21 protein-coding genes are annotated in these 19668 nt (G+C 64.5%); 10 read left to right on the forward strand and 11 right to left on the reverse strand.

Translation table 11 applies throughout. From position 1 onward, the window contains the following. Positions 1–15 precede the first annotated feature (15 nt). Complete coding sequence (locus ACX80A_RS01305; RefSeq protein ID WP_459257880.1) at positions 16–858, reverse strand: ferritin-like fold-containing protein; 843 nt, start codon at positions 856–858, stop codon at positions 16–18. On the opposite strand from ACX80A_RS01305, the gene ACX80A_RS01310 reads away from it, so the two are divergent. From ACX80A_RS01310 to ACX80A_RS01320, 3 genes are all read left to right on the forward strand, one after another. Next, positions 844–2346, forward strand: coding sequence for an RNB domain-containing ribonuclease (locus ACX80A_RS01310; protein WP_459257881.1), 1503 nt, complete (start codon positions 844–846; stop codon positions 2344–2346). The genes ACX80A_RS01305 and ACX80A_RS01310 overlap by 15 nt on opposite strands. Positions 2347–2593: 247 nt before the next feature. Then, complete coding sequence (locus tag ACX80A_RS01315; protein ID WP_459257883.1) at positions 2594–4330, forward strand: DEAD/DEAH box helicase; 1737 nt, start codon at positions 2594–2596, stop codon at positions 4328–4330. Positions 4331–4336: 6 nt separating this feature from the next. Continuing rightward, positions 4337–5197 carry a DNA-methyltransferase gene (locus tag ACX80A_RS01320; RefSeq protein ID WP_459257884.1) on the forward strand — a complete coding sequence of 287 codons (861 nt, stop codon included), beginning with the start codon at positions 4337–4339 and terminating at the stop codon, positions 5195–5197. An 18-nt stretch (positions 5198–5215) separates the two neighbouring features. Here ACX80A_RS01320 and ACX80A_RS01325 read toward each other — a convergent pair whose 3' ends face one another. After that, positions 5216–6061 carry a PHP domain-containing protein gene (locus ACX80A_RS01325; RefSeq protein WP_459257885.1) on the reverse strand — a complete coding sequence of 282 codons (846 nt, stop codon included), beginning with the start codon at positions 6059–6061 and terminating at the stop codon, positions 5216–5218. A gap of 102 nt (positions 6062–6163) precedes the next feature. Here ACX80A_RS01325 and ACX80A_RS01330 point away from each other — a divergent pair, with 102 nt between their 5' ends. After that, complete coding sequence (locus ACX80A_RS01330) at positions 6164–7726, forward strand: aminopeptidase P family protein (RefSeq protein WP_459258342.1); 1563 nt, start codon at positions 6164–6166, stop codon at positions 7724–7726. A 49-nt stretch (positions 7727–7775) separates the two neighbouring features. On the opposite strand, the gene ACX80A_RS01335 is transcribed toward ACX80A_RS01330, so the two are convergent. Together ACX80A_RS01335 and ACX80A_RS01340 are read right to left on the reverse strand one after the other, a co-directional pair. Further along, positions 7776–8378, reverse strand: coding sequence for a polysaccharide deacetylase family protein (locus tag ACX80A_RS01335; RefSeq protein WP_459257886.1), 603 nt, complete (start codon positions 8376–8378; stop codon positions 7776–7778). A gap of 348 nt (positions 8379–8726) precedes the next feature. Continuing rightward, positions 8727–9608 (reverse strand): general stress protein, encoded by an 882-nt coding sequence (locus tag ACX80A_RS01340; RefSeq protein ID WP_459257888.1) that lies wholly within the window; start codon positions 9606–9608, stop codon positions 8727–8729. Positions 9609–9729: 121 nt separating this feature from the next. On the opposite strand from ACX80A_RS01340, the gene ACX80A_RS01345 reads away from it, so the two are divergent. The 3 genes from ACX80A_RS01345 to ACX80A_RS01355 are packed head-to-tail and all read left to right on the forward strand — an operon-like array spanning position 9730 to position 12720. Beyond that, positions 9730–11010, forward strand: a complete 1281-nt coding sequence (locus tag ACX80A_RS01345; RefSeq protein ID WP_459257890.1) for a magnesium transporter MgtE N-terminal domain-containing protein — start codon at positions 9730–9732, stop codon at positions 11008–11010. Continuing rightward, the gene (locus ACX80A_RS01350) at positions 11003–11605 is read left to right on the forward strand and encodes a DUF1003 domain-containing protein (RefSeq protein ID WP_459257891.1); all 603 of its coding nucleotides are present in this window, start codon (positions 11003–11005) and stop codon (positions 11603–11605) included. The genes ACX80A_RS01345 and ACX80A_RS01350 overlap by 8 nt, the downstream gene beginning before the upstream one ends. Positions 11606–11607: 2 nt before the next feature. Then, the gene (locus tag ACX80A_RS01355) at positions 11608–12720 is read left to right on the forward strand and encodes an Mrp/NBP35 family ATP-binding protein (RefSeq protein WP_459257892.1); all 1113 of its coding nucleotides are present in this window, start codon (positions 11608–11610) and stop codon (positions 12718–12720) included. Between the two features lie 28 nt (positions 12721–12748). Here the strand turns inward: ACX80A_RS01355 and ACX80A_RS01360 are convergent, their stop codons facing one another. From ACX80A_RS01360 to sigE, 3 genes are read right to left on the reverse strand one after another with little or no spacing between them, the layout of a single operon-like run. Next, positions 12749–13159 (reverse strand): twin-arginine translocase TatA/TatE family subunit, encoded by a 411-nt coding sequence (locus ACX80A_RS01360; RefSeq protein WP_459257893.1) that lies wholly within the window; start codon positions 13157–13159, stop codon positions 12749–12751. A 41-nt stretch (positions 13160–13200) separates the two neighbouring features. Beyond that, positions 13201–14166, reverse strand: a complete 966-nt coding sequence (locus tag ACX80A_RS01365) for an anti-sigma factor family protein (RefSeq protein WP_459257895.1) — start codon at positions 14164–14166, stop codon at positions 13201–13203. Between the two features lie 5 nt (positions 14167–14171). Continuing rightward, positions 14172–14804: an RNA polymerase sigma factor SigE gene (sigE, locus tag ACX80A_RS01370; RefSeq protein WP_459257896.1), complete on the reverse strand. Its 633-nt coding sequence runs from the start codon at positions 14802–14804 to the stop codon at positions 14172–14174. 315 nt (positions 14805–15119) lie between these two features. On the opposite strand from sigE, the gene ACX80A_RS01375 reads away from it, so the two are divergent. After that, on the forward strand, positions 15120–15764 hold the full coding sequence (locus ACX80A_RS01375) for an O-methyltransferase (RefSeq protein ID WP_459257897.1): 645 nt from the start codon (positions 15120–15122) through the stop codon (positions 15762–15764). A 49-nt stretch (positions 15765–15813) separates the two neighbouring features. On the opposite strand, the gene ACX80A_RS01380 is transcribed toward ACX80A_RS01375, so the two are convergent. From ACX80A_RS01380 to ACX80A_RS01395, 4 genes are all read right to left on the reverse strand, one after another. Continuing rightward, positions 15814–15981: a DUF3117 domain-containing protein gene (locus ACX80A_RS01380; RefSeq protein ID WP_019481646.1), complete on the reverse strand. Its 168-nt coding sequence runs from the start codon at positions 15979–15981 to the stop codon at positions 15814–15816. 156 nt (positions 15982–16137) lie between these two features. Next, the gene (locus ACX80A_RS01385; RefSeq protein WP_459257900.1) at positions 16138–16722 is read right to left on the reverse strand and encodes a DNA-3-methyladenine glycosylase I; all 585 of its coding nucleotides are present in this window, start codon (positions 16720–16722) and stop codon (positions 16138–16140) included. Next, a complete protein-coding gene (locus tag ACX80A_RS01390) occupies positions 16719–17051 on the reverse strand; it encodes a DivIVA domain-containing protein (protein WP_459257901.1) in 333 nt (110 codons plus the stop codon). Before ACX80A_RS01390 ends, ACX80A_RS01385 begins: the two co-directional genes overlap by 4 nt. Before the next feature lie 24 nt (positions 17052–17075). Further along, positions 17076–17861, reverse strand: coding sequence for an LOG family protein (locus ACX80A_RS01395; RefSeq protein WP_459257902.1), 786 nt, complete (start codon positions 17859–17861; stop codon positions 17076–17078). Between the two features lie 118 nt (positions 17862–17979). Between ACX80A_RS01395 and ACX80A_RS01400 the strand changes: the two genes are divergently transcribed. After that, on the forward strand, positions 17980–18768 hold the full coding sequence (locus ACX80A_RS01400; protein ID WP_459257904.1) for an amino acid ABC transporter ATP-binding protein: 789 nt from the start codon (positions 17980–17982) through the stop codon (positions 18766–18768). Positions 18769–18820: 52 nt separating this feature from the next. Next, positions 18821–19663, forward strand: coding sequence for a glutamate ABC transporter substrate-binding protein (locus tag ACX80A_RS01405; RefSeq protein ID WP_459257905.1), 843 nt, complete (start codon positions 18821–18823; stop codon positions 19661–19663). Positions 19664–19668 lie beyond the last annotated feature (5 nt).

Consider the following 19668-nt stretch of genomic DNA (forward strand, 5'->3'; position numbering starts at 1 on the left):
GTAGGGCGCGTCGAATCAGGCGGTAAGGCCCAGGAGGCTCATCCGCCGGGAATGGTTGCGGGTCAGCTGCGAGAACAACAGCAACGTTTCCTTCTCCTGATCCTCCTCCGCCCCGGCAAAGAGCAGCGCACCCAGGAATGCACGTTCGATGCCGATGCGTTGCGCCTGGGTGAGCGCTTCGCCGACCAACCGCCGCCCCCACAGCGCCAGCCGGGACGCCAGCCGCGGATCGTCCGCCAGCGCCGCCCGCAGGCGTTCCTGTAACAGGGCCCCCTGCTCGTCGGCGGACTGGATCCTGCCGATCAGCTCACGGGTTGGCGCGTCCAGCCGTCCGGCAAGCGCAGTGTAGAAATCGTCGGAGATCGCGTCGATGACGTACGCCTTCATGAGGGACTCGTACCAGTCGGCGGGCCTGGTCCGCTCATGAAAGGAGTCGATTGAGGGCTGGAAGGGCGTCATTGCAGTTTCCACATCCACACCCAGGGCGGCGAGATGGGCACTAACCATTTCAAAGTGTTCAAACTCAACCACTGCCAGGCGTCCAAGCGCCGCACGGTCATGCAGCGTCGGCGAGAAGCGCGCGTCGGAGGATAACCGCTCAAACCCTGACAATTCCCCGTAGGCCATCACCCCGAACAAATCGACGATGAACCGCGCATACCGCGGGTCAGCAGGCAGTTGGGGCAGCTCACCAGCCAACTGCTCGTCGGAGGCCTGCGCGGGTGGGGAGGACTGCATTGAACTCATGGGGTTAAGGGTACCGGTGCGGAAGGCCAGGGACCCGGCGAGGCGCAGCCGTTCCAATCCGGTGACCGCCCGGCCCGGTGCACTACGGTTGGTGGTGTGCCGTACTCGCATCTTGATTTGTCGAACCGGAACTCACAGCTGCAGCTGACTCGTTCCCTGCAGTCGCTGCGCGAAGAACTGGGTCTTGAGGCAGCCTTCCCGCCCGAGGTGTTGGCGGAAGCTAGTCAGGCGATCAGAAACCAGTCCCGCCCGGCGACCGACCTCAGCGGGCTGGGCTTCATCACCGTTGACCCACCGGGGTCCACCGATCTGGATCAGGCCGTTCACCTGGAACGGAGCGGATCCGGTTATCGAATCTGGTATGCGATCGCCGACGTGCCGGCCTTCGTAGCCCCGGGCGGTGCGATCGACCGGGAGGCCCGTCGCCGAGGCCAAACCGTCTACGCGCCGGACGGACGGATTTCCCTGCACCCTGAACCGATTTCCGAGGACGCCGCCAGCCTACTCCCCGGGAAGGTGCGCCCCGCCTACGTTTGGCAGTTTGACCTGAATGCGGCCGGCGAGGTGCAGAGCACCGACCTTCGGCGTGCCCTGATCCGCAGCCGCGCCCAGCTGACGTACGACCAGGTGCAGCGCGACATCGATTCCGGCGGGGCACCCGAAAATCTGATCCTGCTCCGGGAAGTGGGGTTGCTGCGCATCGAACTGGAACGGCTCCGCGGTGGCGCTAGCCTGAACCTTCCCGAACAGGAAATCGCCAACGACGGCGACAGGTACTTCATCATCACCTCCCCGCCGCTGCCGGCCGAGGACTGGAACGCGCAGATCTCGCTGATGACGGGAATGGCAGCCGCCCGACTGATGATCGAGGGGAAGATTGGCGTGCTGCGCACCATGCCCCCGCCGGATCAGGAATCAATGGCCCGGTTCCGCCACCAGGCCCGGGTGCTCGGAACACCCTGGCCGGAAGACATGGCCTACGGGGAGTTCCTGCGCAGCCTCGACACCACCGAACCGCGACAACTGTCCCTCATGCATGCAGCGGCGTCGCTGTTCAGGGGCGCTGGCTATACGGCATTCGACGGTGACCTGCCCGCCGCCATGAGCCAGGCCGCCATCGCCGCTCCCTACGCCCACACCACAGCGCCGCTGCGACGGCTGGTCGACCGGTTCGTCCTTGTGATCTGTGCCGCCCTGTGCTCCAACACCGAAGTCCCAGCCTGGGCGCGCGAGGCCCTGCCCGAACTGAACTCACTGATGAACGCCTCCAATCAGCTCTCATCACGGCTGGAGCGGGGTGCACTGGACGCCGTCGAGGCCGCGCTGCTCAGTAATCTGGTGGGCCAGGAGTTCGACGCCGTCGTCATCTCGGGCGCTAAACCGCCCAATGGCAACAACGGGACCGATCACACCCCCGTCGGCACCATCCAGCTGGCCAACCCGGCCATCGAGGCGCGGTGCGAGGGGAAGCTGGTCGCGGGCGAGGAGGTTCGGGTTCGCCTGGTCCGGGCCGACATCGACGCCCGCGTCACCCGCTTCGAACTGGTCGCCGATCAGGCCTCTCCCGGCGTGTCGGGCATCCCCGCCGGGGCAGGGTAGAGTTTACTGCGTAGTAATGGATGCCCGGTCGTACTCATCATTTCTTGATCAGTTACCCCAGACCCGCAAGTACCTACGCGATCTTGAGTTCTTCTTAGCCGGCAGGATTCGCTCGAATCCCCGGCCTGCAGTTGTAAGCCCGCGATCGGCTTCCACTGGACGCCATGCGCCTGTTCCTCCGGGCTGACCCAACGTCAGCCACCCGTCGAGATCCAGCAGCCGTACGGCCTAAATGAACGGTATTTAATTGAACACTGAAGACACCCAGGTGACCGACACCCATCATCTCCACGCCGACAACAGCGACGACGAGATCTTCGTCGAGGAGACACTGGTAACCACCGACGAGCCTCACAAGGAGGCAGCGGAAACCTTCGCGGACTTCAACGTCCGTCCCGACATCGTCGAGTCCCTCGCCGACGCGGGAATTATCCACCCCTTCCCCATTCAGGCCATGACCTTGTCGATCGCCCTCGGCGGCCACGACATCATCGGCCAGGCGAAGACCGGCACCGGCAAAACCCTCGGTTTCGGCATTCCCGCCTTGCAGCGCGTCGTCGCACCCAAGGATGACGGCTACGACCGCCTTCCAGTCCCGGGTGCCCCGCAGGCCCTCATCGTGGTGCCTACCCGTGAGCTTGCCGTCCAGGTGGCAGGAGACCTGACCACTGCAGCCAAGAAACGGCACGCGCGCATTGTCACCATCTACGGGGGGCGTGCCTACGAGCCACAAATCGAGGCGCTGAAGAACGGCACCGAAATCGTGGTAGGTACCCCCGGCCGGTTGATCGACCTGTATCGGCAGAAATTACTCTCCCTCGCCAACGTCAAACTGGTGGTTTTGGACGAGGCCGACGAGATGCTTGACCTCGGGTTCCTCCCGGACGTTGAGACGTTGATCGCCGGAACCCCGGCGGTCCGGCAGACCATGCTGTTCTCGGCGACGATGCCCGGACCGGTTGTCGCCATGGCGCGTCGCTACATGACGAAGCCCACCCACATCAGGGCGGCTGATCCCGAAGACGAGGGAATTACCAAGAAAGACATCCGCCAGGTGATTTACCGTGCGCACAACCTGGACAAAGCAGAGGTCGTCTCCCGGATCCTGCAGTCCCGCGATCGTGGGCGCACCATCATCTTCACCAAGACCAAACGCACCGCCGCCAAGCTCTCCGAGGAACTGATTGACCGGGGCTTCGCTGCTGGCGCTATCCACGGCGATCTGGGCCAGGGTGCAAGGGAGCAGGCGTTGCGCGCTTTCCGCGGCGACAAGATTGACGTCCTGGTGGCCACCGAGGTAGCCGCCCGAGGCATCGACGTCGAGGACATTACCCACGTGATCAACTACCAGTGCCCCGAGGACGAGAAGGCCTATCTGCACCGGGTCGGCCGCACCGGCCGTGCAGGAAAGAAAGGCACTGCCGTCACGTTTGTTGACTGGGACGACATGCCTCGCTGGGGACTGATCAACAAGGCCCTGGGCCTGGATTCCGCCGAGCCCGTCGAAACCTATTCCTCCTCGCCGCACCTCTACGAGGAACTCGACATTCCTGAGGGCACCAAGGGCAGGCTGCCCCGCAACAAGCGCACACTCGCTGGTATCAATGCCGAGACCCTCGAGGATCTTGGCGAGACGGGCAAGAAGCACCGTGCCGCCTCGGACTCGCAGGGTTCGGGGCGTTCGCGTGGAGGCGACCGCTCGGGTGGAGGCGACCGCTCGGGAGACCGTTCACGCAGCGGCGAGCGTTCGCGTTCGGGCGAACAGCGCGGCCGCCAGCCGTCCGGGGACGGCGCAGGCAACCGCCGTCGTCGCTCGGGTGGGTCAGCCGAGGGATCAAGCCAGCCGCGCGAGGCAGCAGCCGGCGCTCCGGCGTCGAGTTCCGACGGCGCACCGGCCGCCGAACGTCCACGCCGGAGCCGTTCGCGGACCCGCAGCCGCAACGGCGAGGTAGTCAACAAGCCCGCCGCCGGCGCCGAAGGCTAGTCCGGCATGCCGGGTCCCGATACGGTGCCGCTGTGGCGCCCCGACGGCGGCAACCTGGTGGTGCATGCGGACAACGCCGCGTACCTCCCCACCCTGCCGGATAAGTCCTTCACCATGATCTACGTTGACCCGCCCTTCAACACGGGGCGGGCTCAACGGCGTCAGCAGACGTCGATGGTGCGCAATCTGGATGGAACCGGCGACCGGATCGGGTTCAAGGGTCAGAGCTATTCGACGGTCAAGGGAATGCTGGCTAGCTACGACGACGCCTTCGAGGACTACTGGGACTTCTTGGCCCCGCGCCTCGCCGAGGCATGGCGACTGCTGACCGACGACGGCACCCTGTACGTCCACTTGGACTACCGGGAAGTGCACTACGTCAAGGTTATGCTCGACGCTCTCTTCGGCAGGGACAGTTTCCTCAACGAAATCATCTGGGCCTATGACTATGGCGCGCGGGCGAAAAGCCGGTGGCCGGCGAAACACGACAACATTTTGGTCTATGTGAAGGACCCGTCGAACTACTATTTCGACAGCGCCGGCGTGGACCGGGAACCGTACATGGCGCCGGGGCTGGTCACCCCGGAAAAGGCCGCCCGAGGCAAGCTGCCCACCGACGTCTGGTGGCACACCATCGTCTCCCCCACCGGTCGGGAAAAGACCGGATACCCCACGCAGAAACCCGAAGGCGTGCTCCGTCGCGCGGTCGCTGCGAGCACGCGCGAGGGCGACTGGGTGCTCGACTTTTTTGCGGGATCGGGAACCATCGGGGCCGTGGCAGCGAAGCTGGGACGCCGCTTTGTCTGCGTCGACCAGAATCCTCAGGCAATCGACGTGATGACCGCACGGCTGGGCGCGTACTGCTGACCTGTGGAGGTGCCGGGCTCAGCGCACCACGAGCGAGCCGCTAGCCAGTGCTTCAATTTGTTCCAGGACCGACGGTGCTGTGAGGTTTTCGCCCAGCCGGTTCGGTTTTCCTGCTCCGTGATAGTCGCTTGACCCTGTCATCAGCAGACCGTGCCGGGCCGCGATCCGCCGCAGTTCCTGGCGCCCCGGCTCGGGGTTGTCCCGGTGCTCAACCTCAAGGCCCTGCAGACCGGCGTCGATCATCTGCCCGATGACGTCATCGCCCACGATCCGCCCGCGCGTCGAAGCTACCGGATGAGCGAAAACCGCCACGCCCCCTGCCGCACGGATTAGCTCCACGGCCTGGACGGGGTGCGGCGCATAGTGACCCACCCAGTAGGGCGACGATGCAGTGAGAATGCGGGTGAACGCCTCGCTGCGATCGGAGACGATACCGAGCGTTACGAGTGAATCGGCAATATGGGGGCGTCCTACCGTCGCCCCCTCGGCAATATGCTCCTGCACATCCGCCCAGGTAATGGGATAGTCGGCACCCAGACGTTCCACCATCCGCTCGGCCCGCGACAGCCGCGCATCCCTCGACCGCTGGATTTCGGCTATCAGACCGGCATGCAACGGATCGTGCAGGTAGGCGAGCACGTGGACACTGATGCCGCTATCGGTCCGGCAGGACACCTCCATCCCGGGGATCAGCGCCACACCGTGGACCCGCGCGGCCTCGGCGGCGTCCACCCAGCCGGCAGTCGAGTCGTGGTCCGTCAGGGCGATCACATCCAGTTCAGCGTCCCGCGCCGCCGCGATCAACTCGGCCGGACTTTCGGTGCCATCGGAGACGGTCGAATGAGTGTGTAGGTCGATTCTCACCCAACCAATCTACGCCTGCACGGACGTTCAGGCTGACAACTGTTTGGTTGCCTCCGGTACCGGTGAGATCATGGAGGCGTGAGTACTGCAGAGAACAAGACCCTGTCCCAGACCGCCGCCGCGCCCTCCGCTCCCGAGGATCAGCCCCTCGCCGCCCGCAACGAGAACCGTTCGCAGCGCCCCGATTCGGAAGCATTCAAGGCGTTCATGGCTCAGCAGTGGGCGCCCAGGCACACCGAGCTACCCGCCGAGACCGAGGTCGCGCCGCACGCAGCGAAGCGTCGTCGCACCATCTCGGACCTGTTCCCGGGCGAGCGTCTCGTGATCCCCGCCGGACCGTTCAAGGTCCGCTCCAACGACACTGACTACCGGTTCCGGCCGCACTCCGGCTTCGCCCACCTCACCGGCCTCGGGCTGGACCACGAACCGGATGCCGTACTGATCATGGAACCGGTTGAGGCTGGCCAGGGCGACGACGGCGGCCAGCACCACGCCACCCTGTACTTCAGGGAACTCGCCGGGCATGACAACCCCGAGTTTTACGCGAACGCCCGCTACGGCGAGTTCTGGATCGGCTCCCGGCTCTCGCACGCACAGATCAGGGCACTGCTCTCCATCGAGACCGCCGACCTCGCCGAGCTTGAGACGGCGGTGACCAAGGATGCCGGCGTCCCCGAGGTCGGCGGCATGCGGATCCGGCTCCTGCGTGAGGTGGACATGAACGCTGACGCCCTGGTGGACACCTCCCGGATCAACACCGGCGTCGATCTGGAGAAGTCCGACGAACTGGACGGCAAACTCGCCGAAGCCCTCTCCGAGCTGCGGCTGATCAAGGACGCCTGGGAAGTGGACCAGCTGAAGGTCGCCGTCGCTGCGACAGTCAACGGGTTCCACGAAGTGGTCAAGGAGCTCCCCCGCGCCATCACCCACCCACGCGGCGAGCGGGTGGTCGAGGGCGCCTTCTTCGCCCGCGCCCGGGAGGAAGGCAATGACCTCGGGTACGACACGATTGCGGCCTCCGGGAACAATGCCACGGTGCTCCACTGGATTCGCAACAACGGGCAGGTGCATGCCGGCGAATTACTGCTTCTCGACGCCGGCGTCGAGGCGGACAGCCTCTACACCGCAGACATCACCCGCACCCTCCCGGTCAATGGCAAGTACACCGCCGTTCAACGGAAGATCTACCAGGCAGTCCTCGACGCCGCAGACGCCGGGTTCGCCGCTGCACAGCCGGGTCGTAAATTCAGGGATGTCCACCAGGCAGCGATGACCGTGCTCGCCGAACGCCTTGACGCGTGGGGGGTGCTCCCGGTCTCCCTCGACGAGGCACTGTCCCAGGACGGCCAGCACCACCGCCGCTGGATGCCCCACGGCACCAGCCACCACCTCGGGATGGACGTTCACGACTGTGCCCAGGCGAAACGTGAGCTCTACCTGGACGGCATCCTGACCGAAGGAATGGTCTTTACCATCGAACCGGGCCTGTACTTCAAGGACGAGGACCTGGCGGTCCCCGAGGAATTCCGTGGCATTGGTGTCCGGATCGAAGACGACGTCCTGATGACCGCTGACGGCCCGGTGAACCTCAGCGCCGCGCTTCCCCGCGAGGCCGACGACGTCGAAGCCTGGATGGCGGGCATCTACAGTCCCACCGGCGAGTAGGCAATGACAGCTTCGGCGGGTTCGCCGACCTGACGCTCGCGTGTTTTGGCTAGGTCGTCGTTGCTGTGGTCAGTGTGACAAAGTCTTCTGCGCGTCCGGGTCGCTGGTTGAGCGCTTCGACTAGGCCAGCCCCGGTTGCTGCACCGGGTTGGTTTCCGTGGGCGATGATGATGTCCCCGGCTTGTGCTCGCCCAGCTTCCTGGGCTACCAAGTGCGCCGGATAGGTTGCGCCGGCGTCGGCGTTGATGCTGAACCCGGTAGGCGTCTGGCCCAGGGCGAGGCAGATTCGCGCAGCAACCTCGTCCAGGTGCGCCGTGCCGGATCTGAAGAAGCGTGGTGCTTTCCCCGTAAGGTCTGTGAGCATCGCGGTATTGACCATGATTTCGTCGTAAATTTCCCCGGGCCCCGTGGTCCCCGGTATGCCGTAGGCGCTCTGGCCGGTCGCGCTCAGTGGCAAGTGGCGGGTGCCGTGGTTCGCTAATTCGAACAACGGCTCGTTTGCCAGTTCCTTTGCCAATGCGGGGTTGTCGGTGATCCAACGGAAGTTGAGGAAAAGTGTTGCTGGCAGGTTGTGCTGTCGCAGGAGGTCCAGGATCGTGTGGTCGGCCTGGTTGCCGCCTGGTCCGCCGCAATAGTCAAGGGTCAGTGCCACTCCAGTAGCGCCTGCGGGTAGGGTGCTGATCACTCCAGGGACGTCTAATCCCCAGTGCAGTGGCGCTGCTCCGTTGAATTTCTCAATGACTTCGTCACGGGTCGGTGTAACAGGCCGCGGCTCCGCGGGTGGGGTCGATGGCAATGGATCGGGAGTGGGCGACGGTGTTTCCGTCAGCGCTGCGCTGGTAGTAGGTGGAGGGCTGGATGCCTGCGTTTGCGGAACTTTAGCTGCGCACCCGACCACGGTCATTCCGAGACTGGCAAGGATCAGCGCCCTACGCCCAGCGTCGAATTCCATCTGGCCTCCCTACTCGCGCAGCACCAAGACCAGGTTCGCCTGACCAATTTAGGGCCGGTCTGACCCCTCGGAACCCTGCCCCTGAGCGCCCTGCTCCTGGCTTCCCCCTGACGTGGCACCGTTATCCGGCTGGGTCACCCGGACACCATACTGGGGGCGCCCGTCCGGGAGGTCGCGAAACTGGCCGCGCCGCGGTCCGGAGTCTGAATCCTGCCCCGAGGTGTTTCCGCCCTGGTTGTTGATGCTTCCCGGAGCCGCCGCGGGCTCGGTGGTGCCGGATTGTTGGGTGTCCCGAATTGGCTGGGCGAGCGGATCCTGCCAGGCCGGCTGGCGTTCGGGCTGCTGACCGGGGGTTTGGGGACCTCCAGTGGGAGGCCCGGCAGGGGGTGCTGCCGGTGCCTGCCAACCCTGGGCGGGCCCGCCCGGATGCTGGGCCTGGCCGTTCATCGGCAGCCGCTGCAGCATGCGGCGGGCCTCATTGACCGATTCGGGCTCAACGATCACGTCGTAGCTCGTCGCGATGACCTGGCTGGTTGAGGTGAAGTCCCGCTTGCCGCGCTGGAACGCGTAGGTGATGACCCCGAACAGCAGCCAGAACACTGCGCCAAGCGCCATTGCCGTGACAATGGGGAGGTACGCACCGCCGTCGCCGAACAGGGTCAAGATCAGACCCACGAAAAACCCGAACCAGGCGCCGGTAGCCGCACTCGCCAGAGCCACCCGGGGGTAGCTGAGCCGTCCGGTAACCCGCTCGACAGTCTTTAGCTCGCTGCCGATGATGGATACCTTCTGGACCGGGAACTTGCTATCGGCAAGGTAATCCACTGCCTTCTGAGCGTCCAAATAAGCACTGTACCGTCCGACCGTCTCGCCTTTGGGCAGGATGCGGCCTTCATCCCGTGACGCCGTTCGACCAAGCACGTTTGTCATGGTCCCATTCTCGCCCACTTTGATCGGCCTGTGGGGACGTATCGCTCGCAGTGAACGAGACACCGGATTCGGCCACCCATCGAATAACACAGAACCAGCCGTTCCGAAGTAGCCTAGGCAGGTGAGCACTAACCCCACTCGCGTCTTCGTGGCGCGCCTGCTGGGCCTTGACGTCTTCGACCCCCTGGGCGACCGTCTGGGCCGACTCCGTGACGCCGTGGTCCTCGACCTTGGCCCCACCACGGCCCCCCAGGCCGTCGGCCTGGTCGTCGAGGTGCCAGGCAAGCGGCGGGTCTTCGTTCCCATGACCAGGGTCACCTCAATCGACTCCACCCAGATCATCTGTACCGGCCTAGTCAACCTGCGCCGCTTCGAGCAGCGCGGCGCCGAGATGCTCGTGGTCGGCGGCCTTTTTGACCGCAAGGTCACCCTCCGCGACGGCAGTGGCGAAGCGGTGATCGAGGACATCGCCATCGAAATGGATCGTGCCGGCGACTGGCACGTTTCACAGGTCTTCATCCGTCGCGGTGCGTCGTCGTCGGCCCTGCGCGGCCTCCGCCGCGGGGAACGCCTCATCGTCAACTGGCTCGACGCTTACCATGGCGACGCCGCTGAGCCGCAGGGGGCATCACAGTTCGTCGCCCAGCACGAGGACTTGAAGCCAGCAGACTTCGCCGACGCCCTGCACGAGATGAGCGACAAACGCCGAACCGAGATTGCCGGGGCACTGCAGGACGATCGGCTCGCTGACATTCTGCAGGAACTTCCCGACGACGACCAGGTGCAGATCATCTCCTCGCTCCACCGCGAGCGCGCCGCCGACGTGCTCGAGGAAATGGACCCGGACGACGCCGCCGACCTGCTCAATGAACTCCCCGAGGCCCAGAAAGAAGATCTACTGGCACTGATGGAACCCGAGGACGCCGATGACGTCCGGCGGCTCCTGCAGTACGACGAGGACACGGCCGGATCCATGATGACCACCGTCCCCGTCATCCTGCCTCCCGAAGCTACGGTGGCCGAGGCTCTCGCCCACGTCCGGCGCGAGGAGCTCACCCCCGCGCTGGCATCGTCAATCTTCGTGTGCCGCCCCCCGCTGGAGACACCGACGGGACGGTACCTCGGCGTCGTCCACATCCAGCAGCTGCTGCGGTTCCCGCCGCCGGAGCAGCTGGGCAACATTGTGGATACCGATCTGGAACCCGTAGGAGACCAGGCGAACATCAGCGAGGTGGCACGCATCCTCGCTACCTACAACCTGAACTCCCTCCCGGTGGTCAACGCCGAGGGACGGTTGGTCGGTGCTGTGACCGTCGACGACGTCCTGGACCACCTCCTGCCCGATGACTGGCGGGCTGCGAACGACTACCCGGGGCTGACGAAGGGAGCAACCAATGGCTGAGCGGATCAAGACCACTGCAACAGGGCTCGATACGCCCCGCGAGAGCCGTAAGCGGTGGCTGCCACGGCTCCGGCCCAACCCCGACCGGTTTGGCAGCGCCACCGAAAACTTCGCCCGGTTCATGGGCACCCCCCAGTTCCTGTTCTATATGACCGTGTTCGTTGCGCTCTGGCTCGCATGGAACTCGTGGGCACCGGGCGGGTTGCGTTTCGACAGTGCCGCCATCGGCTTCACTCTGCTGACCCTGATGCTGTCGCTTCAGGCCTCCTACGCGGCTCCCCTGCTGCTCCTGGCCCAGAACCGGCAAGATGACCGCGACCGGGTGTCCCTGCGGGAAGACCGGCATCGCGCCGAACGGAACCTCTCCGACACCGAATACCTGACCCGCGAAATCGCCGAGCTGCGCATCGCCCTCCGGGAGGTTGCCACCCGCGACTACGTCAGGTCGGAGTTGCGCTCGGTCCTGGAGGAGATCCTCGACACCGCCGAGGACAAGGACTCGACCCCCACCCCCACCCGGAAAGCACGCCGCAAGGGCGGCGAACCGACTGCTTCCCTTCCGAAAGTCCAGCTCAACCGGCCCGAGCGACTGTGACGTTGCGGGAAGACGTCGACCAGGCCCTGGCAACAGTGATCGATCCCGAACTGCGCCAACCGATCACCGAGCTGGGCATGGTCGCCAGCGTGGAGATCGACGACGGCGCAGTGACAGTCCAGGTGCTCCTCACCATCGCCGGGTGCCCGCTCCGCGCCACCATCACCCGCGATGTCGATGCCGCCGTCGGGGGCCTCCCCGGGGTCACCTCGGTAACGGTGCAGCTCGGGGTGATGACCCAGGAGCAGCGGGACCGGCTCAAAGAGCAGCTCAAGGGCCCTGCAGGCGCCAAAGGCATACCTTTCAATGACGAAGGCTCACTGACAAGGGTCTACGCGGTGGCCAGCGGGAAAGGCGGCGTCGGCAAATCCAGTGTGACAGTCAATCTTGCCGTCGCCATGGCCGCCCAGGGGCTCAGGGTGGGAATCGTCGACGCAGACGTGTACGGCTTTTCGGTACCGTCCCTGCTGGGTATCAGCCAGCCGCCGACCCGCGTCGATGAGATGATCCTTCCGCCGGTCGCCTACGACGTCAAGGTCATCTCCATTGGCATGTTCATCAGCGGCAACCAACCGGTCGCCTGGCGGGGGCCGATGCTCCATCGCGCGCTTGAACAGTTCCTCAGCGACGTTCATTTCGGTGACCTCGACGTCCTGTTTCTCGACCTGCCGCCTGGGACGGGGGACATCGCGATCTCCGTTGCCCAGCTGCTGCCCTCCTCGGAGCTGTTGGTCGTCACCACCCCTCAGACTGCGGCGGCCGACGTGGCCGAACGGGCTGGCACCCTCGCCAGCCAGACGGGGCAAAAGGTGACGGGAGTCATCGAGAACATGTCGTGGCTCGAGTTACCCGACGGAGAGCGGATGGAGCTCTTCGGGACGGGCGGCGGGCCGGCACTCGCGGGCCGACTGACCGAGGCTATGGGGTATCCGGTTCCGCTGCTGGGCAGCATTCCCCTGGAAATCGCACTCAGGGAAGGCGGCGATAGCGGGTCACCGATCGTGGCCGGGTCCAGCGACTCGACTGCGACACGGGAGCTCCGGAACATCGCGGGAACCCTGGCCCGCCGTCCGCGTGGCCTGGACAGTCTCCGGCTGAAGGTCAGTCCCAGCTAAGTCAGCCGATATCGCAGATGGTTGGGGGCTAGGTGGCTTCCAGATCGAACGGCGCCAACTGCCCGGCACCCAGATGAGGTGAGGATGCCACCGAGGGCACCGGTCGGGCGCTGGCTGGAGTGGCCGCCGGATTGGGTGTTGAGGCTGCGGGTGCCCCACCGCTGACCGGTTTGAACGCCTCCTGCACGTCGTCAATCAGGGCTTCCTTAATGATCCGGCGGGGGTCGTACTGGCGGGGATCAAGTTTGCGCCAATCCACATCATCAAGTTCCGGGCCCACCTCTTCGCGCAGCTGTTCCCGGGCGCCGGTCGCCATCCGGCGAAGGTCCTTGACCAACCGGCCCAGCTGCGCCGCATATTCCGGCAGCCGTTCCGGACCGAGAACCATGACGGCGATCACAGCCAGCAGCAAAAACTCGAGCCCGTTGATTCCTAACACGGAAGAAGACTACCGTTCCGCGCCGGCAGGAACTATTTGACTCACCGGTCCGAGGCTGGCTGCGCCAGTTTGTTGAGCCCGCGGAGGATCCTGCTCATGGGGTCGTCGGCGATCGGTTCGGTGGAGGCCAGCTGTGAGTGCTCGGCGAGCACCAGCTGGTTCACAGCCTGCGGGAGCTGGGCTGCTGGCAGACTCGAGATGACCGTGTAGGTCACGGATTGCGAATCGAGGACCACCTGCCACGAGTGGCCGGGATGCACCCAGATCTGGCGCTGCATTCCTCCGATTCGCTCGAAACCGTCGGCGACAACCGTGTTTTCCGTTTCGGCGTTGATGGGGGGCGATGTTATGGGTTCCCGCCCGTCGCCCAGTTTGCGTTGCTCGTAGATGGTGACGGTGTCGGCGCCGTCGTCGAGCACCAGCTTCAGCGCCGGGCGGCCGGCGACAGTGATGGCTTCAGCGCTCGCTACGGTGAAGCCCATCGCCGCCAGGTCGGGACAGTACCACCCATCGACCCTGAGCTTTTCGAGCTGGCTGTCATCAAGAAGTGAAGGAGTCTCGGGTGCCACCGACTGCCACCCAGCCATCAGGGACCCGTTCTGGCCGCTATTGACGAGGACATCGTTTTCTGATTCCGCGCCCAAAGCATAGGCACCCGTCAGCGTGGCGAGTGCCACCACTGCCAAGCCACCGGTGACGGCCATCGGCGTCCGGTGCCGTGAGGCGAACCCGGTCGGCCGATGCTCCGGCCTGTGCTGATGATTGATGAAGCTCAGGTCTGCCGGGCGGGAGTGGGGCCGGTCGGCGGTAGCTATGATCCGGTCGAACAAGTCGGCATCGGGGCGGGGAACTGCCGAATTTTGCAACTGGCTTCGGACGCGACGGTTCGCCTGTACGGTGGCCCAGCAGGAGGAACAGCGGGTGAGGTGCCGCTCCACCGCCCGACGGCGACCGGACGGCAACTCCCCGTCGACGAAATCAGCCAGCTGCCGCTTTGGATGTCGCATGGCTGCTAACGGGCACCCGCAATCCGGGGCAGTTTCAGGCGGGTGGTCTTGGCCGCGGAGAGCGCCGGGTCCCGATGGGCCAGTTTCTCTCTCAGCATGGTGCGGCCGCGGTGGATTCTGGAGCGGACGGTTCCCAGCTTAACGCCCAGGGCTTCTGCGACCTCGTTGTAGGCGAGGCCCTCCAGGTCACACAGGACCACAGCGGCCCGGAAATCAGGGGGAAGTTCTTCGAGTGCCGCCTGAACGTCAATGTCGAGGTTATTGAATTCAAAGCTGCGCTCAGGCCCAGGATGGTTACTCGGAAGACGGCTTTCGGCTTCGTCGGTCAGGCCATCGAACCTGATCCGGGTCTTGCGGCGTGCCTGGTCAAGGAACAGGTTGGTGGTGATGCGGTGCAGCCACCCGTCGAGGGTGCCCGGCTTGAAGTTTGCCAGTGACCGGAACACCCTGACAAAGACTTCCTGGGTGAGATCCTCGGCGTCGAACTTGTTGCCGGTCAAACGGTAAGCGAGGCGGTATACCTTCGGTGAGTGGACCACCACCACTTCTTCCCAGGACGGCGCGACCCAGGGTACGTCAGCATCTGCTGATCCGTCGGTCGCGGTTGAAGCGGCCACCGGTGTATGCGAAGTGGTCATCTTCTTCTCCTCCCACTGTGAGACGGGTTATCCCATCTCCCAGGTATTCGCGGCCACTGACGCGCCGGATGCCTGGAGCAAAAATACTGCCTTACCAAGCTGGGAGATCGCTGGATAGCTGGAGCGTTGCGGCCGGCGGAGCAGCCGTGCGGCCGCTCGGTTTCCCGACCCGCAACCAAGCCGCTTCCAATAGGGCGCTGGGCCTATACCCAGTAGGCTGGGTACGGAAACTGACGGCACGCAAGGATGTGGCTGTGCCGGTGTCACCTTCCCGGTGGCCACATGACATGAACGAAAAGACTGAGCGGTAGATATATGAGCGCGGACAAACAGAGCAGCTGGTCATACGCTGAGGGGCTCCCCGATGAGGATGAAGTGCTCCTACGCGCGCGCGACCGGTCCTACGAGTTAGGCGTCACCCCGGTGAGCACAGGGGTGGCAGCGGCTCTGACCGTCCTGGCGGCGTCATCGAAGGCCCAGACCGTCGTGGAAATTGGCGCTGGCGCGGGCGTGTCAGGCGTGTGCATCCTGCGCGGGTTGGGACCGCAGTCGGTCCTCACCACCATTGATTCCGACGTCGACCATCTGCGTGCGGCCCGGGAAGCTTACGCTGAGGCCGGGGTACCGGGAAACCGGACCCGGACGATTTCCGGCCGCGCTGCTGACGTGTTGCCGCGCCTGACGGACGCCGCCTACGACCTTGTCTTCATCGACGCGGACAAGGCCGGTCTCCCCCTGTACGCGCAGCAGGCCATCCGGCTGTTGAAACCGGGTGGCATGCTGATGCTGAACGATGCCTTGGACCAGGACCGGGTTGCCGACCCTGCCATCCGTGAGGAGTCGACCAACATTCTGCGTCAGGTTGGCCGGATTGTCCGCGATCACGATCAGTTGGTGTCCGCGCTGCTTCCCACCGGTCAGGGCCTGCTGCTCGCCGTTAAGATGCCGATCCCCCGCTGATTCCGGGGGGACCGGCGTCCGGTCTCGGGGTGTTCCGGGTGGCGGTCAACTATTCGGTAACGGTGAGGAGGCAGTCCTTGAGATTGCCGGCTTCCTCCGCGTTGAGTTCAACCACGAGCCGCCCGCCGCCATCGATCGGGACCCGCATGATCAGGCTGCGGCCCTCTTTGGTGACTTCCATCGGCCCATCGCCGGTCCGCGGTTTCATGGCAGCCATAAAGAGAATCCCTTCAAGTGTGCGCGCCCGGGATCCCCGGCCGCCCGTCAACGAAAATAAACGTCAGTTGCACGACGGCATGCTGGCCCCCGCGCATTGATCCACTTCCATTATCCCGTACAAGGGCGGACTGGGCGAATCGCGATGCGCTGTGGGTCACATCGAGCCTCGTAGCCAGCAGTCCCGCAGATGGTCGTTGACAAACCCCGTGGCCTGCAGCATTGCGTAACCGGTGGTGGGTCCGACAAACCGGAATCCGTGCCCACGCAAGGTCTTGGCCAGGGCCACCGACTCGGGCACCACCGCGGGCACATCGGTCAATTTTACCGGCGCCGGCCCGGACGCCGGACGATGCGACTCAAGGATGGAGGCGAGGCTTTCCCCGGTCGGCAGGTGCAGCAGGGCGCTCGCGTTATTGATGGTGGCGAGGATTTTTGCCCGGTTGCGAACGATTCCCGCATCCTGGAGCAGCCGTTCGACGTCGTCGTCATCGAACCCCGCAACCACTGAGGGATCGAACTGCCTGAATGCGGCGCGGAAAGCCTCCCGCTTGCGCAGGATGGTGATCCAGCTCAACCCGGACTGGAAGGCTTCGAGGCTGAGCCGTTCGAACAAGGCCGCCTCGCCTGTCACGGGGCGACCCCATTCCTCGTCGTGGTACGTCCGGTAGTCGGCACTCGAACTGGCCCAGTCGCAGCGCACCAACCCGTCCTCCCCACGGATTCCCCCCGCGCCGGTCACGGCCGGTCCTGGCAAGTTCGGCGGAGTTCGGCGATCGTCGCGTCCCGATCCGCGAGCGCTGCGGCCAGTGCCTCGAGCACCTCGTCCACCTGGTCCATCCGGTACCCACGGAGCGCCAGCGCAAAACGGATTTCGGCGACGTCGGCCGCTTCCGGGTCGGCCGGCAGCAACACTGCCGGCAACGACGGGGTCGGTTCGACCAGTCCGGTCAGTGGTCCCGACGCCGGCTTGTGGTGCGTCGTCCGGTCAGCCGCTGGCTGCCGCCCCATCACGGCGAAGGCCGAGGCGCCGAGCACCACTATTGCCACCAACACCAGGAAGATACTCACGGGATTAATCGTGCCAGAAAACTGTCATGGTGAGCGGTGGGATGCGGTGTCCGCCAGCACCAGGCGGACAGCCTCCGCCGGATCATCCACCAGGTGCACCAGATCCAGGTCTTTGGCGGAAATCATCCCGTTGGCGAGCAGACTGCCCCGCACCCACTCCCACAGCGGTGCCCAGAATTTGGTGCCGATCAGCACAATGGGGAAAGAGGTGACCTTCTGCGTCTGCACCAGCGTCATGGCCTCGAATAGTTCGTCAAGGGTGCCGAATCCTCCCGGCAGGACGATAAAACCCTGGGCGTACTTGACGAACATGGTCTTGCGGGCAAAGAAATACCTGAAGTTGATGCCAAGATCCACCCACTCGTTCATCCCCTGTTCGAAGGGCAGCTCGATACCGAGGCCTACTGACACCCCGCCAGCCTCGCAGGCCCCCTTGTTTGCTGCCTCCATCGCGCCCGGTCCGCCACCAGTGATCACCGCGTAGTTCGCTTCCACCAGGCGGCGGCCCACCTCCTCACCGATCGCGTAGAACGGAGAATCCCGTGGGGTGCGTGCCGAGCCGAACACACTGATCGCCGGGCCAAGCTCTGCGAGCGTGCCGAATCCTTCGACGAACTCGCTCTGGATGCGGAGGACCCGCCAGGGGTCGGTTTTGGTGAAATGGTTCCCGCTGCCGGAGTCCAGCAGGTACCTGTCGGATTGGGGTTCCTTGGTCTGCCCGCGGCGCAGCTCCACCTGCCCTCGTCGTCGGGACGGAGTGTGGTGGGCGCCGCTGCGTGCTGGACCGGAAGCGAACTCGTCTGTAGGCATCTCCCGAGCCTATCCGGCCTTCGCAACCCCTCTGGTCTTGGTTGCTCTTCCGTCACGATTTAACCATTCGGGGCGGCGATGCCTTGCCAGCGTCGATTCGTTCGCTAGATTCATGTCTATGACCAGTGATTTCGAAGCAAACTCGTCCGCGTCCGCTGCGCCATCATCTGAGACGCCACTTGTTTTGCTGAAGAACGTCAACAAGCACTTCGGCGACCTACATGTGCTGCAAAACATCAATCTTGAGGTTGCCCGGGGCGAGGTGGTGGTAGTGATCGGCCCGTCCGGTTCCGGCAAATCAACCCTCTGCCGCGCCATCAACCGCCTGGAAACTATCGACGACGGGGAGATCCGCATCGACGGCGTCAAACTTCCCGCTGAAGGCAAGGAGCTCGCCAAGCTGCGGGCCGACGTCGGGATGGTGTTCCAGTCCTTCAACCTGTTTGCCCACAAATCCATCCTCGAGAACGTGACGCTGGGCCCGGTCAAGGTCAAGGGCATGAAGAGCGCTGCCGCCAAAGACCTGGCGATGTCCCTGTTGAAGCGGGTGGGGGTCGATAACCAGGCCCAGAAACTGCCGGCTCAACTCTCCGGCGGCCAGCAGCAGCGGGTGGCAATCGCCCGCGCGCTGGCCATGCAGCCGAAGGTGATGCTGTTCGATGAGCCCACCTCGGCCCTCGACCCAGAAATGATTAACGAAGTTCTCGATGCCATGGTTACCCTGGCCAAGGAGGGCATGACCATGATCGTGGTGACCCACGAAATGGGCTTTGCCCGCAAGGCGGCTGACCGCGTGATTTTCATGGCCGACGGCCAGATCGTCGAGGAGGCCACCCCCGAAGAGTTCTTCACCAATCCCCAGAGCGCCCGCGCGAAGGATTTCCTCGGCAAGATCCTCGCGCACTAGCTCCGGTTTCCCACAAATTTTTCAGCAAGTTAGACGAACGCAAGGAGAAATCATGCGCAAGACCCGATACGCAGCAGCCGCCATGGCTGCCGCAGCAGCACTCACGCTTTCCGCCTGTGGCGGCGGCGATGAAAGCGGCGATACCGCTTCTGAAGCAGGCTCCGACAGCATCCGCATCGGCATCAAGTTCGACCAGCCAGGTCTGGGCTTCGATGAGGGCGGCGAGTACAGCGGCTTCGACGTCGACGTCGCCAAGTATGTGGCAGCAGAACTGGGCTACGAAGAAGACCAGATCGAATGGGTTGAGGCCCCCTCGGCAAACCGCGAGAACCTCCTGTCCACTGAAGAGGTGGACATGATTTTCGCTACCTACTCCATCACAGACGAGCGCAAGGAGACCGTCGACTTCGCCGGACCGTACTTCGTCGCTGGGCAGGACCTTCTGGTGCGCGCCGACGACGAGGAGATCACCGGGCCGGAGTCCCTCGCCGGCAAGAACCTTTGCTCGGTTGCTGGTTCCACTTCCGCTGCACGCATCAACGAAGAGTTCGGTGCTGACGCCAACCTGGTTGAGCAGCCCGGCTACGCGGAGTGCGTTTCCCTCATGGGCGGCGGTCAGATCGACGCCGTCACCACCGACGACATCATCCTGGCCGGCCTCGCCTCCCAGGAAGCCAACGCCGGTCAGTTCAAGGTTGTCGGCAACCCGTTCTCCGAAGAGAACTACGGAGTTGGCCTCACCAAGGGCAGCGACCTGTGTGAAGACATCAACGCCGCGATCGTCAAGATGATCGACGACGGTTCCTGGGAAGAAGCCATCACCTCCAACACCGAGGGCGCTGACTACACGTTCAACGCCGAACTGAACCCACCAGAACCTGCCGCCTGCGCCTAGGCTCT

The organism is Arthrobacter sp. TMN-50, assembly GCF_054511125.1.